General features: G+C 56.0%; 16 protein-coding genes. 7 read left to right on the top strand and 9 right to left on the bottom strand.

The features are described 5' to 3' along the window. Positions 1 to 157 precede the first annotated feature (157 nt). The 6 genes from LDL32_RS17405 to LDL32_RS17380 form a co-directional block, all read right to left on the bottom strand. Positions 158 to 954 (bottom strand): IS5 family transposase gene (locus LDL32_RS17405; protein WP_082779839.1). Its coding sequence is split into 2 segments (ribosomal slippage): positions 158 to 615 and positions 615 to 954, totalling 798 coding nucleotides; the frame shifts between segments, so codons are not numbered across the junction. A gap of 123 nt (positions 955 to 1,077) precedes the next feature. Next, complete coding sequence (locus LDL32_RS17400; RefSeq protein ID WP_048856220.1) at positions 1,078 to 1,914, bottom strand: IS5 family transposase; 837 nt, start codon at positions 1,912 to 1,914, stop codon at positions 1,078 to 1,080. A gap of 805 nt (positions 1,915 to 2,719) precedes the next feature. Then, entirely contained in the window at positions 2,720 to 3,538 is an 819-nt protein-coding gene (locus LDL32_RS17395) for a replication initiator protein A (RefSeq protein WP_010511482.1), read from the bottom strand. A 90-nt stretch (positions 3,539 to 3,628) separates the two neighbouring features. Further along, on the bottom strand, positions 3,629 to 4,510 hold the full coding sequence (locus LDL32_RS17390; protein ID WP_110571281.1) for a ParB/RepB/Spo0J family partition protein: 882 nt from the start codon (positions 4,508 to 4,510) through the stop codon (positions 3,629 to 3,631). After that, complete coding sequence (locus LDL32_RS17385; protein WP_014106763.1) at positions 4,510 to 5,532, bottom strand: ParA family protein; 1,023 nt, start codon at positions 5,530 to 5,532, stop codon at positions 4,510 to 4,512. Before LDL32_RS17385 ends, LDL32_RS17390 begins: the two co-directional genes overlap by 1 nt. A gap of 860 nt (positions 5,533 to 6,392) precedes the next feature. Then, positions 6,393 to 7,358 (bottom strand): helix-turn-helix domain-containing protein, encoded by a 966-nt coding sequence (locus LDL32_RS17380; protein ID WP_233069190.1) that lies wholly within the window; start codon positions 7,356 to 7,358, stop codon positions 6,393 to 6,395. A 141-nt stretch (positions 7,359 to 7,499) separates the two neighbouring features. On the opposite strand from LDL32_RS17380, the gene LDL32_RS17375 reads away from it, so the two are divergent. After that, the gene (locus tag LDL32_RS17375; RefSeq protein WP_233069189.1) at positions 7,500 to 8,258 is read left to right on the top strand and encodes an SDR family oxidoreductase; all 759 of its coding nucleotides are present in this window, start codon (positions 7,500 to 7,502) and stop codon (positions 8,256 to 8,258) included. 49 nt (positions 8,259 to 8,307) lie between these two features. Here the strand turns inward: LDL32_RS17375 and LDL32_RS17370 are convergent, their stop codons facing one another. Together LDL32_RS17370 and LDL32_RS17365 are read right to left on the bottom strand one after the other, a co-directional pair. Further along, positions 8,308 to 8,772, bottom strand: a complete 465-nt coding sequence (locus LDL32_RS17370; RefSeq protein ID WP_110571284.1) for a nuclear transport factor 2 family protein — start codon at positions 8,770 to 8,772, stop codon at positions 8,308 to 8,310. A 268-nt stretch (positions 8,773 to 9,040) separates the two neighbouring features. Beyond that, complete coding sequence (locus LDL32_RS17365; RefSeq protein ID WP_233069188.1) at positions 9,041 to 10,249, bottom strand: MFS transporter; 1,209 nt, start codon at positions 10,247 to 10,249, stop codon at positions 9,041 to 9,043. Positions 10,250 to 10,354: 105 nt separating this feature from the next. Between LDL32_RS17365 and LDL32_RS17360 the strand changes: the two genes are divergently transcribed. The 6 genes from LDL32_RS17360 to LDL32_RS17335 all read left to right on the top strand — a co-directional run bounded on the left by LDL32_RS17360 (position 10,355) and on the right by LDL32_RS17335 (position 14,797). Further along, on the top strand, positions 10,355 to 10,993 hold the full coding sequence (locus LDL32_RS17360; protein WP_233069187.1) for a TetR/AcrR family transcriptional regulator: 639 nt from the start codon (positions 10,355 to 10,357) through the stop codon (positions 10,991 to 10,993). Between the two features lie 159 nt (positions 10,994 to 11,152). Beyond that, entirely contained in the window at positions 11,153 to 11,914 is a 762-nt protein-coding gene (locus LDL32_RS17355) for an SDR family NAD(P)-dependent oxidoreductase (RefSeq protein WP_233069213.1), read from the top strand. A 31-nt stretch (positions 11,915 to 11,945) separates the two neighbouring features. Then, complete coding sequence (locus LDL32_RS17350) at positions 11,946 to 12,398, top strand: SRPBCC family protein (RefSeq protein WP_233069186.1); 453 nt, start codon at positions 11,946 to 11,948, stop codon at positions 12,396 to 12,398. Then, positions 12,395 to 13,108, top strand: a complete 714-nt coding sequence (bdcA, locus tag LDL32_RS17345) for an SDR family oxidoreductase (RefSeq protein WP_233069185.1) — start codon at positions 12,395 to 12,397, stop codon at positions 13,106 to 13,108. The genes LDL32_RS17350 and bdcA overlap by 4 nt, the downstream gene beginning before the upstream one ends. Positions 13,109 to 13,156: 48 nt before the next feature. After that, positions 13,157 to 14,047, top strand: coding sequence for an aldo/keto reductase (locus LDL32_RS17340; RefSeq protein WP_233069184.1), 891 nt, complete (start codon positions 13,157 to 13,159; stop codon positions 14,045 to 14,047). Positions 14,048 to 14,149: 102 nt separating this feature from the next. Further along, on the top strand, positions 14,150 to 14,797 hold the full coding sequence (locus LDL32_RS17335; RefSeq protein ID WP_233069183.1) for a glutathione S-transferase: 648 nt from the start codon (positions 14,150 to 14,152) through the stop codon (positions 14,795 to 14,797). Between the two features lie 101 nt (positions 14,798 to 14,898). Here LDL32_RS17335 and LDL32_RS17330 read toward each other — a convergent pair whose 3' ends face one another. Then, the gene (locus LDL32_RS17330) at positions 14,899 to 16,059 is read right to left on the bottom strand and encodes a CynX/NimT family MFS transporter (RefSeq protein ID WP_233069182.1); all 1,161 of its coding nucleotides are present in this window, start codon (positions 16,057 to 16,059) and stop codon (positions 14,899 to 14,901) included. Between the last annotated feature and the right edge of the window lie 27 nt (positions 16,060 to 16,086).

Below are 16,086 nucleotides of genomic sequence, written 5' to 3'. Positions count from 1 at the left end.
TACATACTGGTTTATATTTCTATTATGATATTTTTATTTCTTTTATTCTTGTTCCAGCAGCTTTGGAATTCTCGGATCTAAATCGTATCCCTAAATGGGTGTTTCTCGATTGTAGCAGATGCAGACATTGCGACGTTAATTCAATGTCTAGGGCCTGTTAGGGCTTGATCCAGTCTGCTGCGGCAGCGATGTGGATGACCGCGAGGAACGACGTTGCTGTTTTTTCATATCTGGTTGCGACAGCGCGCCACTCCTTGAGGCGAGCCCAGAGGTTCTCAACGAGATGCCGACACCGATAGGCCCATTTGGGGCAGGCGACCGGGCCATCGCGTCGTTTCGCGGGAATGGCTGGCCGTGCTCCCATGTCCCATATCCGTTCACGCATGGCGTTCGACGCGTAGCCCTTGTCCGCTACTACCCACAGGGGAGTGGCGGGAAGGCTGTCGAGCATGGCTGGTGCCAGAGGCAGTTCATGAGCCTGTCCAGGGGCCAGCGCAAAACCGAAGGCTTTTCCATGTCCATCAGCGATCACGCAGACTTTTGTGCCATAGCCGCCGCGAGAGCGGCCAAGTGCTTCACGATGGTCTCGCTCTTCGAAAGAGGCCCCTTTTTTTGGGCTCCCGCCGCTTTGTGGTGAGCCCTGATGTTTGTGCCATCCAGAAAAGTCATTCCGAATGCCACTCCCTGTTGTTCCTGAACCAGTGCGAGCAGCCGCTCCCATACGCCGAGCTTCGCCCAGCGGATGAAAAGCTGCGCAGCCCGCCACCACGGACCCAGTTCAGCGGGGATACTCCGCCATTTCGCGCCATTCTCATGACGCCAGAAAATCGCTGCTATCGTCCGCCGCAGATCATGTGGCGGCGTCTTGCCCCTCGGGCGAACCTCCTCAATCAGAGGTTCCCAGATCGCCCATGTCTCGTCCGTAAAGGTGCCTGTTCTGTCTCCTTCTTCCATCCCTACAATATGGGAAGAAATTCAAGATCTAACAGGCCCTAATAAGCTGCTTCTGCAAGGGGGGGAATGTTGCTGCTTAGATACCGAAAGGTAACGCGTCTTAGAGCCCGATCCGAAAGTTTTTCAACCCTGACAATGCCTTGCTGTCCGTCGTGTGAGCATTCGGATTGAGGCGATCAATGTCCATGCGGTTGAGGAAGCAATGGATTGTTCCCAATCTTTGGCGAGCCGCCTGCATCGTCCCAGCCATGCGAATGTCCGTTCCACCACCCAGCGACGCGGCAGGATCTGAAAACCCTTCACCGTATCGGACCGCCTGATGATTTCGAGGGTCCATTTTCCCATGGAGGCGAGCGCGGATCGCAATTTGTCGCCAGCATAGCCGCCATCAGCGAAGATGTGGCGCAGCCAGGGAAAGCGCCTGCGTATCGCTGCCAGAACATCAACGGCCCCATCACGGTCCTGGATATCAGCGGCATGAACGAGGAGAAAGATCAGGAAGCCGCAGGTATCCGTCACGATATGGCGCTTGCGGCCCTTGACCTTCTTCCCCGCGTCATAGCCCGAAATCCCGCCGCTTTCCGTGGTTTTCACCGACTGGCTGTCAATCACGCCCGCGCTCGGAGAGGCGTCACGTCCCTCGATCTCGCGCAGGCTCATGACCAGCACCGTATTCATGACCTCGAACACTCCGGCATCACGCCAGGCGTAAAAATAGCGCCTGATGGTCGAGACCGGCGGAAAGCATTTCGGCAGCAGACGCCACGCACACCCGGCCGAGGCTATGTAGAGCATCGCATTGACCACCTCGCGCATATCCGTCGTGCGCGGACGACCGCCCCGTTTCGCCGGGGGCACAAATGGCATGATCAAAGTCCACTCCCCGTCCGTCATGTCCGATGGATATCGCAATCTTTCCCGGCTATACTCGCGCCGGGCAATACCAGTCCATGTCACCATTCACTCCATCTCTCTGCAAAGACGGATGAATCACAACAGGCTGGTATTGTTCAAAAACTTTCGGATCGGGCTCTTAGCGCGAACTGAAGATGGAATGCAAGGAAGGCAGACTTATCCCCAACGGTCAAGTTAGAAGGTTATTTTTAAACTGTTAAAAAGTTAAAGGCTGAAATGTGCGTTTAATATCATTTGGTTAGGGGCTATTTCTGTGCGCGATGTTCCGATAAGACGTGCGCGATATTCCGAAAGAAAACGTGCGCGATATTCCGTTGGGATGTGCGCGATGTTCCGATAAGACGTGCGCGATATTCCGAATGAGAATCGCGTTCCTGTGAATAACGGGAGTAATCATCGTCGACAGGGCAGAAGGCATACTTTGCGACCGTCAAGAACAACTGCAACAGGCCTCCAATTCTTGGGAATGGATATAGGGAAGAGAAAACTTCGGAATATCGCGCACGCCGGAAAAGGCATTAGGCCAGACATTCGGAATATCGCGCACATTAACGATCTTCACCTTGCTAATTCGGTTATCAAGTTCATGCCGATAGTTGTCCAAGGTGTTTATGAGGCTCAGTCTTTGCCCAAACGCCATGAATTCGGAACATCGCGCACGTTTAAGGTAGGTCCCTAGCGTTCGGACGTCTATGCGTTTGATTCCTTGGGCGATGACAAGTTATGGCATCCGATAACCAGCAGGCTTGGTATCTTGGGTATTTTGCGCTTTACAGCCGCCTAGGAAAACAAACGCGACAGCGTCTCATGGTTCGGAACATCGCGCACATGTCCTGCTCATGTTTTATCGCTAAGATTGTGATTCTCGATGTTCAAAAATCACTACGGGACGCCCTCCCCTTGGACCTACTTCGAGAGATAGTTGATAATCGGGGATAACGTCATCGCCTATAATTTTGAGAAGATCTCTTTTGAAAAATCGTAATTCGCGTGTAGTACCGATTTTCTTGGCAAGTTTATCTAGACTAATTTTCCATATTTCTTGGTTACCAAGATGCTTTCGTCCGATCTCATAAATACGGCGACCCAAGCCACTATCGAGACTAAAATAAGTGGGGTTAATTGTCAGCACCCTGCGTTCCTTGACGAGGGCACGAAACATCCAGTCATTGAGCGTAATTTCAATGGCTGCCATAATTTTACGGCCGGTCGATGTTTTCCGCTCGACTACGCGCCATGTCTCTATCCAGCCAAACCCGCGCCGGTCGCGTTCGTCTGCGGATTCGATTGTTGTCATGATGTTCGTAGATCTCAGACGATGAAGCGCATCGAGCAAAAGGTCATAGCTGCGCTTACCTGTTCCTCGACCCGTGACGCGCAGGAGATCATGCGCAGCGAAGCGGACTGTATGGTCGACAGTCATTCCGCGCTCAATGCGTTCATTGATAAGGGAGACTACATAAAGAAGTATGTCCTTATCCCAAATCGTCGCAAGCCCTTTTGGGCCAGGTTCTATGGTAATTTGTATTTTCCCGTCGTCATATACCAGAGGCTCCATGCGCGGTTGCTTCTGGATGCTGAAGAACGGATATTCCATAAGGGCTCTGTCATCCTTTAACGGAGCCCCTATTAGGGAGTCGACAAACAGGTCAGCTTCGTTGCTAGCCATTATCTACCCCAGCCTTGCCTTTTGTGCGCGATGTTCCGAATGCAAACAAACCGGTTAATACAGCCAGGGTCAATGATTCTCTCGTCAGTGTTACGTATTTTCATCACCCAGCACCTGATCAATCTCGGCCCGGAGTCTTCGCAAGCGTTCACGGTCTTCCGAATTAAGCGGGAGTTGTTGGGCACGGACTTCACTTAGACGCTGGGCCATCCTGTCTACGGATGTAAACGTAAATCCGGAAGGTTTGCGGGTCGGTGCGGATTCCGGCCGTTCGAGGTCAGCTCGACCCAGTCGAATAGCTTTTACTGTGAGTTGTCCGGTTCTGGCTTGTTCAATGAGCTCTTGTCGTCTCACAGGATCCGGGACTCGTGCGAGTTCCACAAGGGTATTTCGTGCCACACCTCGTTCTGACGTCAACTCCTCAAGGATATCGGTTGGGAGCGTCAGGATCTTCAGGATAGAGCTAATTTCGCCGCGACTTTTTCCAAGAACTTCACCTGCCTGGCTCTGGTTCCAGCCTCTTTTTTCAATCAGTCGTTGGATACCGGTTGCTTCTTCCAGAGGGTTTAGGTCCACTCTCTGAAGGTTCTCAATGAGCGCTGCGACTTCAGCATCACCATCGTGTTCAATTGCGAGCATGCTGGACCAGCCAGCATGTTGCGCTGCTCGCCAACGGCGTTCGCCCGCGACTATGACCCACCGTTTGTCGGATTGTGAGTTCGTGACACGACGTACAAGAATGGGCTGAAGCTGTCCTTCAGCGACCATTGTTTCTGCCAGTGCGGCGATACTCTCGTCGTCGAAACTTTTTCGTGGTTGGTCCGGATCTGGCGCGACTTCCGTCAAAGGAACTTCGAATGTATGTCGAAATTTGCCGTCCTGGCGAACGAAACTGTTGCTGGCGTCGTCAATGAGACCAGCGGCTACGCCGAGAATAGGAGACGGGGCTTTTGTTTTGCGTCGGGTTGCCATCACGCATTACCTTCGGGCTGTTCGATATCTGCAAGCGGAAAATCTGTCTTCGTTTGGAGTGCTTGTGCCAGCCGAAGGTATGGTGCCGTTGCGGCCGCTGAAGAAGAGGACTCCAACGCAATCCTGCCTGCGCGTGCAGCATGACCGTACACAGCGCTTGATGGCACGGGTTCCAGAACTGGGGCGCGATCCTTCATCATGGAACATAAGTGTTGAAGGACTTCACGGTCCACAGATTTGCGTGCGTTATATTGGGTCGGTAAAATACCAAGGAGTCGAAGCCCCGGATTCAGACGACGCTGGATCTTGCCGATTGTGCCGATAATCAGGCCAACGCCCATTGTGTCGTAAGGCTCGGTTCTTACAGGGACAATTGCATCATCGGCAGCAGCAAGGCTCATCCATGTAAGCATGCCGAGATTGGGAGGTGCATCGATCACGATCCAGTCGTAGTCCTCACGGACAGGATCAATGGCTTCCCGTAACGCGGCGTCAAAACCGGGCTCTCTCCGGCCGTCCGTTTCGGCTAGGTCAATATGGCTGGCGATGAAATCGAAGGGCAGTTCGCGTCCGTCTGGTAGTGTACCTGCCGCAACCACGATTTCAGAGAGAGGTTTCCCACCGAGAATGAGGTGGGCTGTCGTTTTACCCTGATGATAAAGTTCAACACTGGCGCCGGCGAGTATTCCGGCTGTAGCTGTTGCTTGGGGATCCATATCAATGAGAAGAACGCGTCCTCCCAGTGATGACAACGCGTATGCAAGATTGAGCGAAGACGTTGTTTTCCCGACGCCGCCTTTTTGGTTTGCCAGCACGAGTATTCTTGCAGAATCTTGAACTGCGCCAGCCATATTACGTATCACCTCGGCCACATCATCCGGGATCGGTTCTTTATCGTTTTCCCAGCGGCTAATCTTGGGTTTATCATAGCTTCGGCCAAGTCTGCGGTTGAGTTCATCTTTGATGTCGGCCTGACTTAATCGCAAAGTCAGTCGGCTATTTCGAAATGTCTGACCGTTCATTATGGCTTCCCCAAACAGACTTTTGATGCATAAAATAGCATCAACATCAACGATGATGGTTGATGTTGATTGTTATCAGTCTTTCTTGTCAAGGAAAAAATCGACTGCATATGGGCTGATATGAAGCCCTAAGTTGGTCTTCGAGAGATACGATCAATGTGTGTCTGCTCTCGTCGAAGATCTAATCCGATCCAGGAGCGGCATGACTGAAGCGGCAACTTAGGACTATGTTATGGATTACTTGTGTCTTGAATGAGGCTTTGTCAAAGCAGACGAATCACTAAAAACGGGGCATAAATCAGCCGAGGAGATAGCGATCAAACATATCATGGAGGATGATATTCTGCTGTGCGACGTGTTACGACAGTCTTCTGGTTCTAGTTTATCCTCATGCCCAATGTTCGGACGTCAGAACATTCTCAAAGGAAATTTGTGAGGTCATTGTTGGATGGGAATAATACGTCCTATTGCAAAATGCGGGAACTTCAGGGCATTTGAGCATATGCTGATGTTCGGACGTCAGAACATTAGAAGGTGCGTACCGGATTTTTATGAGCAATGGTTCTGGACGTCGTTGGTCATCGAGATCGTAGTCGCCTCCTTGATCGCACTCCCACCAAGTTCAGGAAACCTATCGAACATGAATTCACCCTGACTGGGGACTTGCATAATGCACCGTTTTTCCTCATCGTCTACTGTGAGCGATCGCAAGGCGTGCTATGTCGATGAGGGGGCTGCAACCAATTCCACTGTCTTCATGTGGTCGGCGTTTCATCTGAAAGATCGCCATGGAATGCAACTGCTGCGGCGATACGTTCGCTGGACATGGTAAGACTGAGCACTTCCGCACCTTGGCGGGACTAGCCTATGACAGCAAGATGGATCGCAGCATCGGGATTGACCAGGATGCTGCATAGCTTCCTGTAGTCGCGTGGGCTCATGCCGGTTTCCCTGCGAAACATATGTGCAAAATGGCTCGCACTCTCATAGCCACTGGTCAGGGCGATTTCGATGATGGACCTGTTGGTCTGTGATAAAAGGTCCTTTGCATGTTCCACGCGCCGCCAGATAAACCAGCGTGATGGGCTTTGCCCCATGGTGTTGTGAAATGACCGACTGAAATGAAACCGGCTCATCCCGCACAATCCGGCCAGAAAATCGAGGTCGAACGGTTCGGCGAGATGGGCCTCCATATGATCCAGTGCCTTGCGCAGCTTCCACGCTGGCAGTTGTGCGGGTTTGGGCGTAGGCGAAGGCTGTGTCTGTGCATAATGACGCAGAAGATGGACGGTCAGACTTTCCAGAAGTCCGTTCACAAATAGAGAACTTGCCGAATGAGACGTCTGGATCTCAGCCGTCAGGCCTGCCAGAACGCCAGATATGAATGCATCCTGAACACCGGAAATGTCGCGCATAGAGAGCCGTGATGGATTGAGCCCTAACGATCGGGCAGCGCGGTTCACCAGAGTGAGTCCCAGATAAAGATGAAGGACCTCAAACGGATGGTCCGGATCAGCCTGCCAGCGCATGAGGTAAGGCGCATTGGTCTGTGTCAGGAAAAATGATCCGGACCCGGCCTGACTTTTCGTCCATTCACCGGTCAGTTCGCATTCCTCGATCTGCGCTTCTCCTGAGATGATCCAGACCAGCAAAGGTTCGGCCACGGCCGGGACCAGCACTTCATCTTCGTGTTGCGGTCGGCGGAATAGCTGCGCCTCGGCCTCTTTCCATGCCCCTCCCTGGCTTTGCCCGATTTTCCGGCCCGGAATACGGCCCTCCAGGGCATAACTGGCGGCATGCAGCGAAGAACGATGCGGGTGAAGCATCCGGGTTACCTTTCAGTCGTGCCGTGAATTGTCCCGATCAACTCACAAAATCGCAAAATCACAATGATTTAAGCAAGAGGACGACAGAAACCATCTGCCCTGATCTTTACCTGTTTTCTTGACCTTTTTTAAACGGGATAGGTGAAGATTATCATGAGTATCAGAGGTAAGATCGCCCTTGTTACTGGAGCCTCCAGCGGGATAGGAGCTGCAACAGCACGCAAACTTGCGACAGAGGGTGCAATAGTCGGTCTGGCAGCACGGCGCAAGGACCGTCTGGACGCGCTGGCGACGGAAATCAACGGGACAGGGGGCAAAGCCGTTGCCCTTCCAACCGACGTTACGGATCTGAAGTCATGTAAGGCTGCAGCAGATGCCCTCATCGCCCGTTTCGGCAGGATTGATGTGCTGGTGAACAATGCGGGCCTGATGCCTCTGTCTGATGTTGACAGCCTGAAAGTGGACGAATGGCAGCGTATGGTGGACGTAAACGTGTCCGGTGTTCTCAATGCAACGGCGGCGGTTCTTCCACAAATGATCGCACAGCATTCGGGCCATATCTTCAACATGTCCTCGATTGCGGGCCGCAAAGTCTTTACCGGCCTGGCCGTCTATTGCGCCACCAAGGCCGCCGTTGCGGCGTTTTCCGATGGGCTCAGGATGGAGATCGGGCCAAAGCACAATATCCGCGTCACCTGCATTCAACCGGGTGCCGTGAAGTCGGAACTGTACGAGCAGATTACCGATCCCACTTACCGCAGGCAGATGGATGACCTGGCGGCTTCCATGACCTATCTGGAAGGCGAGGACATTGCTGACACGATCCTGTTTGCGCTGAACGCACCATCCCGAATGGATGTCGCAGAACTCTTCCTTCTGCCCACCGAACAGGGATGGTGAGGATCGAAATCATGAAAGAACTCTGGCGAGAGCAATTTCTTTCAGAACATTAAAGTTCAAGATCGGACAGCCCCGGGTGATCGTCCGGTCGTCTTCCCGCGGGCCAATGGAACAGTCGCTCTCCAGCCTCTATCGGCAGGTCATTGATTGATGCGACCCGGCAGCGCATAAGCCCGGCGGTATCGAATTCCCACAGTTCATTGCCGTAAGACCGAAACCATTGGCCCGCATCATCATGCCATTCATAGGCAAAACGGACAGCCATGCGGTTATTGCGGAAACCCCAGAGCTCCTTGATCAGGCGGTATTCGTGCTCCACGTTCCATTTGCGTGTCAGGAACGCCACGATCTCATCGCGCCCACGGATGAATTCCACCCGGTTGCGCCACTGGCTATCCATTGTATAGGCCTGCGTTACCTGTTCCGGATTCCGGGAATTCCAGGCATCTTCAGCAAGCCGGACCTTGCGTGTCGCACTTTCAATATCAAAAGGCGGGAATGGCGGTCGTGACATGGATAAGCTCCGTGTGGTGTAGCAGCCATGGTTGTCGCAACATTGTGTTTCCTTCACGACACTGACGAACTGACAGTCATCCCTCGTTTCAGGGCATGACCAGATCCATTGCCTTTGTCCTTTATCCGGATTTTCAGATGCCTGATGCGGCAGGTTCCGCCACAGGCTTCAGAATTGCAGGACGTGTGCTTGAGCAGGGTTAAAAGTGATGGTGAACATGATAGCCCTGCACAGGGTAGAAGATGCCTGTAACATCCCCATCGTATCCTTAGCTCTCATGCCCGAGCCGGTGGCCAGGTCGAAACCCATGGGACCGGGCCTGCCATGCGATCAGGAAGCCGACCGCGACAAGCCCCATCACCGCCCAGGGGAACGATGCCGGCCCCCATGTGTCGAGCAGCGTGCCGCCCAGAAGGCCCCCACCGGCTATGGCACTGTTCCACGCCACGACATTCATCGACAGCGCGACATCCGCGCCATCGCCGGCTGCATCGGCGAGCGCCGTCTGGAGCAACGTCGCAGCGCCTCCAAAGGTCAGACCCCATATCGTGACACCGATCATGATCACCGCAGGCGACGCTGATCCGATGGCGAAAGCCCCCGCCACAACCACGAATATGGCAAGACTGAGCAGGACGGACAGGCGCAGGGCGTGATCGACCGTGCGGCTTGTCAGCCAGATGCCAACCAGGGCGGCGACCCCGAACAGCAGCAGGATGCGGTCTGCCTGGCCCGCCAGTCCGGCAGGTGTGACGAACGGCACGATGTAGGTGTAGAGAACATTGTGCGCGAGCATCCATGCCATCACGGCACCGAGGACAGACCGCACGCCGGGCATGTACAGAACATGCCGGAATGGCAGGCGCTCGTGATGCGCAGCCCCCGGAAAGTCCGGAACCTTCGCCAGCACCCATGCGATCAGCAGCACGGTCAGGCCCGACATGATCCAGAAGGCCAGACGCCAGCCGACGGCAGCGCCCAGCCATGTCCCGGCGGGCACCCCCAGCGAGAGCGCAATCGGCGTGCCGACCATGGCAATCGCCAGGGCACGGCCCTGCTGGGCGCGCGTTACCATCCGGCGCGCATAGCCGGCCAGCAACGCCCAGGCGAGACCCGCCGCCGCACCCGCTCCGTACCGGGCTACGAGGGTCACGCCGTAATGCGTCGAAAACGCCGTGATGGAATTGAATATCACGAAGCCTATGATCGCCAGTAGCAGAACCTTCCTGCGCCGCCATCGCTGCGTGACAAGTGTGAGCGGGATCGCTGCACTCAACGAGCCTATGGCATAAGCCGTCACCATCTGCCCGGCGAGCGCCGGAGAAATATGCAGACCCGCACCAATCTCGGGCAACAGACCGGCGGGCAGGGTTTCGGTCATGATGCAGATAAAGCCGGTCATGGCCAGCGCGAGCAGACCGGCAACCGGCAGGCGCTCATCGGGTTTTGTCGTGGGCACTGTGATGGTCGGGGTCATGGGTCGCTCATATATGGATCGGACGATACACATATAGAGACATGGCAGCCTTGGCAATCACTTCTGGATCACTTAATATGGAAGTCTTTAGGAAGGAACGATGACATGGCGCGGACCGGGCGTCCCCGTGAGTTTGACCGCGACAGGGCGATTGACGCCGCCACAGCACTCTTCTGGGCGCAAGGCTATGAACCGACTTCCCTGACTCAACTCAAGTCCTGCATGGGCAACATTTCGCCCGCGAGCTTCTATGCCGCGTTCGGCTCGAAGGAATCCCTGTTCCGCGAAGTTGTGCAACGTTATCTGGAGACCTACGGACAGGTGATGGCGCCGTTATGGGATGAAAGCCTGTCCCCGCGCGATGCCATCGAACGGACGTTGCGCGGTTCGGCACGCATGCAGGCCGCCCGCGCACACCCGGCCGGGTGTCTGGTCGTCTGTGGCGCCAGTAACTGCTCACCCGAAAACGAACCCGTTCAGGCGCTCCTCGCGGCGGAACGACAGCGCACGCGCGCCGGCATCAGAGCCTGCGTGGAACGCGCCATCGCTAATGGCGATTTGCAAGCGTCCCCGGCGACAGATGTGCTGCCCGATATTCTCGCGACTTTTTTCCACGGCATGACGTGCGAAACCCGGGACGGGATGAGTTCGGACACTCTGGATGCGGCCGTCACGTCGCTGCTGACGTTGTGGGATATCAACGCGGTGAAACGGGGAACAGCAAAGCGGTCCAAAAAACGCTGACGGGTTGACGGTGGCGAGACGATCCAGGTCCGGGACGAGTATTCCATACCAGTCGATCCATAAACCATTGACCTCGTGCTGCCTCCCTATTATGGATTGATCGGTATGGAAGTTGTGCTGTTCGGAACACGACGCCATGCCTCTTCAGGGAATCCGATCATGAGTACATCAAAAATCGCCCTCGTCACGGGCGCCAATCGCGGCATCGGCTACAGTATTGCGAAGCATCTGACAGCCTCCGGCATCAGCGTGATCGGCACTTATCACGCCAATGAAGATGAGGCGAAAGCAGCCGAATGCGCCCTCAGTCAGGAGGGCGCAAAGCTGCGCATGCTGCAACTGGACATCGCGAACCATGCGTCGTTCACGGATTTTTCTCAGCGGGTCAAAGCCCTTCTTGCAGGCGAGTTCGGGCAGGGGGGATTGAATTATGTTGTTCAGAACGCTGGCAACATCATTCACACACGCTTCGATGCCGCGACGTCTGAACAGCTCGACAACCAGTACAACATCCACTTCAAGGGTCCCTACCTGCTGACGGTAGCGCTCCTTCCGCTGATCCGCGATAGTGGCCGCATTCTCAACATCACCTCTGCCGCAACACGCTTCTACCTGCCGGATCATGGTCCTTACGCGGCCATGAAAGCCGCCACCGAAGTCATCTCGCTGTATATGGCGAAAGAACTGGGCGAGCGCGGCATTACCGTCAATGCCGTCGCCCCCGGCGCGGTCGCATCGGATTTCGGCGGTGGCCTGGTCCGCGACGATGCCACGGTCAACAGGAGCCTGGCAGAGATCACGCCGCTGGGGCGCGTCGGCCAGTCCGATGATATCGGGGCTGCGGTCCGTGGCCTCCTGTCGGACGATATGCACTGGGTGAATGGCCAGCGCATCGAGGTGACAGGTGGCCAGTCGCTTTGATTCCGCACGGAAAAGGGCAGGGGAAGTCCGTATGATCAATGTTATGGCCAGCAGCGTCATCAATGCACCCGTTTCGTCTGTCTGGGGGCTGATCCGCGATTTCGGCGCTCTTGGTCACTGGTTGCCGGGCGTGAAAAGCTGCGTGATCGAAGGCGATGATCCCGGCGACCGTATTGGCGCGATCCGTCGTGTTGAAATGGGCGATGTCGGCGTCATCCGTGAACAGCTTCTGGCGCTGTCCGACGTGGATCATGCGGTGACGTTCTCGATCATTGAATCGGCTTTACCGATCCGGAACTACCGGTCGACCATCACGCTTCTGCCCGTAACGGATGGCGATCGCACATTTATCCGGTGGCGCGGCCAGTTCGAAGCGGCTGCCGAACACGCAGCCAGCATGGAGGCCCGGATGCCGACCCATATCTACCAGCCAGCGTTCGACAGGCTGGCAGGAATTCTGGCGTTGATGGAAACACAGTCATGAGCAGCTTTAATGGCGAGTCTGTCCTCGTGCTTGGCGGCAGCCGCGGGATTGGGGCTGCCATCGTGCGTCGCTTCGCAACGGATGGCGCGAAAGTCGTTTTCACGTATCTATCCTCCCCTGATGATGCTCAGGCCCTGGCGGCCGAGACCGGAAGCAGGGCCATGCGCGCCGATAGCGGAGACCGGGACTCTCTCACCGCGCTGATCGCCTCGCTTGGTCCTCTCGACGTGCTGGTCGTCAATTCCGGAATTCTTGGCGCGGGTGATCCACTGGACATGCCGCCGGACGCCATCGACCGGCTTTTCCGCATCAATACCCTCGCGCCCTATCACGCGGCAGTTGCTGCCGCACGGACCATGCCCGACGGCGGCCGCATCATCTTCATCGGCTCAGCCAATGCCGACCGTATGCCGATGACTGGCCTTGCTGCCTACAGCGCCAGCAAGGCCGCACTGAAAGGCATGGTCAAAGGACTGGCGCGCGATTTCGGGGCGCGCGGCATCACCGTCAACGTTGTTCAGCCCGGCCCCACCGATACCGACATGAATCCTGCCGATGGTCCGCTGAAGGACGTGATGCACGACTTCATGGCGATCAAACGCCATGCCACGGGCGCGGAGATCGCGGGGCTGGTCGCGTATCTTGCCGGGCCAGAGGCAGGCATCATCACCGGTGCTGCATATAACATCGATGGTGGCTTCGCGGCCTGATGGAATGACTGATCCCCAATCACCTGCTGGAAAAAAGGAACGAAGGCCATGACCAGTTTATCCGCTAACGCCCCCGACGCCGGCACCTTCAGCATCGGCGGCGACCTTGCCGTTCATCGTCTTGGCTTCGGCGCGATGCGCATCACCGGCCCGGGCATATGGGGACCGCCCGCCGACCACGACGAGGCCATCCGCACGCTGAGGCGTCTTCCCGAAATCGGCGTCAACTTCATCGACACTGCCGATTCCTACGGCCCCGATGTTTCGGAATGGCTGATTAAAGAGGCGCTGCACCCATACCCCAAGGGACTGGTGATCGCCACGAAGGGTGGTCTGACCCGTTCGGGGCCGGATATCTGGAAGCCGGTTGGACGGCCGGAATACCTGCTCCAGCAGGTACACAAGAGCCTGCGCAATCTCGGCGTCGAACAGATCGATCTGTGGCAATTGCACCGGATCGATCCCAAGGTTCCGGCGGACGAGCAGTTTGACGCGATCAGGTCCTTCATCGACCAGAAACTGATCCGGCATGCAGGACTGAGCGAAGTCTCCGTCGAAGACATCAAGGCCGCCTCAAAGTTCTTTGACGTGGCAACCGTCCAGAACCGCTATAATCTTGTCGATCGCACCAGCGAGGACGTGCTCGATTATTGCGCCGCCAAGAACATCGGGTTCATCCCCTGGTTTCCGCTTGCCGCTGGCGACCTCGCGAAGCCGGGCTCAATCCTGGATACCATGGCAGGGAAATACGGCGCGCACCCAAGCCAGATCGCGCTGGCATGGGTCCTGAAACGCAGTCCGGTGATGCTGCCAATCCCCGGAACCTCGAAAGTCGCTCATCTGGAGCAGAATGTCGCCGCCGCCAGCATAACGCTGTCCGACGAAGATTTCGCAGCACTGGATTCAGAAGGACGAAAGGCGTTTCAGTCAACGCTGTAGGGGAGGGCTCCCGGGCAGTCACAGCCCTGGTGCCGAAAGGTCAGGGGAAATGTCCGGACGACGCCTGATATTTTTGCGTTCGATGCCAATAAGGCTGCTCCAATGAAAATTTACGACTGGCCCACAGGGCCCTATCCAGCCCGTGTCCGGATTGCTCTGGCAGAAAAGAATCTCCTGTCCGACGTCGAATTCGTGCCGATCAACTTGTGGAAGGGCGAACACAAGACACCAGGTTTTCGCGCCAAGAATTATTCCGGAACGTTGCCAGTTCTTGAACTGGACGGTGGACTCTTTCTCGCTGAATGTACGGCTATCACGGTCTATCTTGATGCGCTCGCCGGGGAACCGACACTGACTGGTCGAACCCCGCTTGAAAAAGGTGCGATCCAGATGATGACAAAACGCGCCGAGATCGAGATGCTGGACGCCATCAGCGTCTATTTTCATCATGCCACACCGGGTCTTGGTCCCGATGTGGAAGTCTACCAGAACCGGGAATGGGGCCTGCGCCAGCGCGATAAGGCTCTGTGCGGGATGCATTACTTTGATGCAGTGCTGCGGAAACAGCCCTTTATAGCCGGTGAGGCTTTCTCTATGGCGGATATTGCAGTTATCGGGGGTTTTATATTCGCTACAGCCGTGAAATTGCCGATCCCGCAGGAGTGCGAGGCGCTTTTAGCCTGGTTCGCGCGGATGCAGGAGCGTCCGAGTGTCCGGGCGCAACTGGCAATTGTTCCGCCAAAGCATTGACGCGCAAAGTAATCCCGAACGGACGGATAGCCTGCGTCTTCACCGGGATACCCGGATCTTTCCAGAAGGGAGCTGAAAGCAGACATTCATGGCGGGCTGTGTCATTTCTGATAAGTGCGCTGGATCAGCACCGTAACCACAGTAAGCAAGCCAGCACTACCAACCAGCAACGTCAGGAGTGCTGGGTCAACGCCGAGATGATCGATCAGCAGACCTGTAATCCACGGTAGGATACCGCCAAGCAGATAGCCGCCCGTCTGGGTTAGCCCGGCAAGTCGTGTTGCCTCTGATCTGTCATGTGCGAAATCCAGAGGCTGGAGGAGCGCTATCGGGAACAGCCCTCCTGTCGCAACTCCAATCACCACGGGTGCCAGCCATGGCAGCGGCTTTGCAAGCAGCAGGCAGAGCGTACCCAAAATGGCGAGGCCGGAAAAAGCCAGAGCTGCCTTGATGGTTGTAAGTTTCAGGGCGCGCATGATGACGTGCATGCTAAAGCTGACGCCCGTCTGGAACAGCATCATGATGGCGACAAGAAGCCCTGCCGTATGGTCAGAATAGCCCAGGGTATCATACAGGGACGGCAGCCACGCAATTGCTGCGTAATTGATCCCGGCCTGAAGACCGAAGAACAGCGTCAGTCCCAGAATGCCGCTCCGGCTGATCGTGAGAGAAGGCTGTGCCGCGGAACGCGCAGACGCAGCAATATCCTCACGCCATAGTATCCAGCAAAACCCGGCGAGTGCCGTGGGAAGCGCCCAGAAAGCCAGACCCAGCGGCCAGTTCCCGGTGGCATCACTGATGCGGGGCGTTCCGAAAGCGGCCACGGCTGAGCCTACTCCCATGCTGGCGGCATAGATGCTCATGGCCGCAGGCGCGCGGGAGGCAAACTCACCCTTGATGAAACCCGACAGCAGTGGCCGGATGATCGCGTCGCCTACGCCTACCCCGACAGCCGTGAAAAGCAGCACTCCATAGCTGCCGCCATCGAGGCGAAGGAGCAGGACGATGGTCAGAAGCGCCAATGCCATTATCATGGAGCGTTTCAGGCCACGTCGCCGTTCCAGCATATGCCCGAGCGGAGAGAGACCGCCCATGCACAGGACTGGAAGCGTGGTCAGCAGGCCCAGTTCGGCGTTGGTGATGGCAAGAGTTCGTTTGATCTGGTCGAGGATGGGAGAGAGGGAAGCAATTCCGGTGCGCAGGCAGATACCGGCACCGAAGATCATCAGCCAGGGCAGAAGCGTTTTCGCGGAACGTGTCATACTCTCTGCTATACAGACTGATTTTTT

The sequence above is a fragment of the Komagataeibacter sp. FNDCF1 genome (genome assembly GCF_021295335.1).
GTDB lineage: Bacteria > Pseudomonadota > Alphaproteobacteria > Acetobacterales > Acetobacteraceae > Komagataeibacter.
This window is presented reverse-complemented; position numbering and strand designations above follow the sequence as displayed.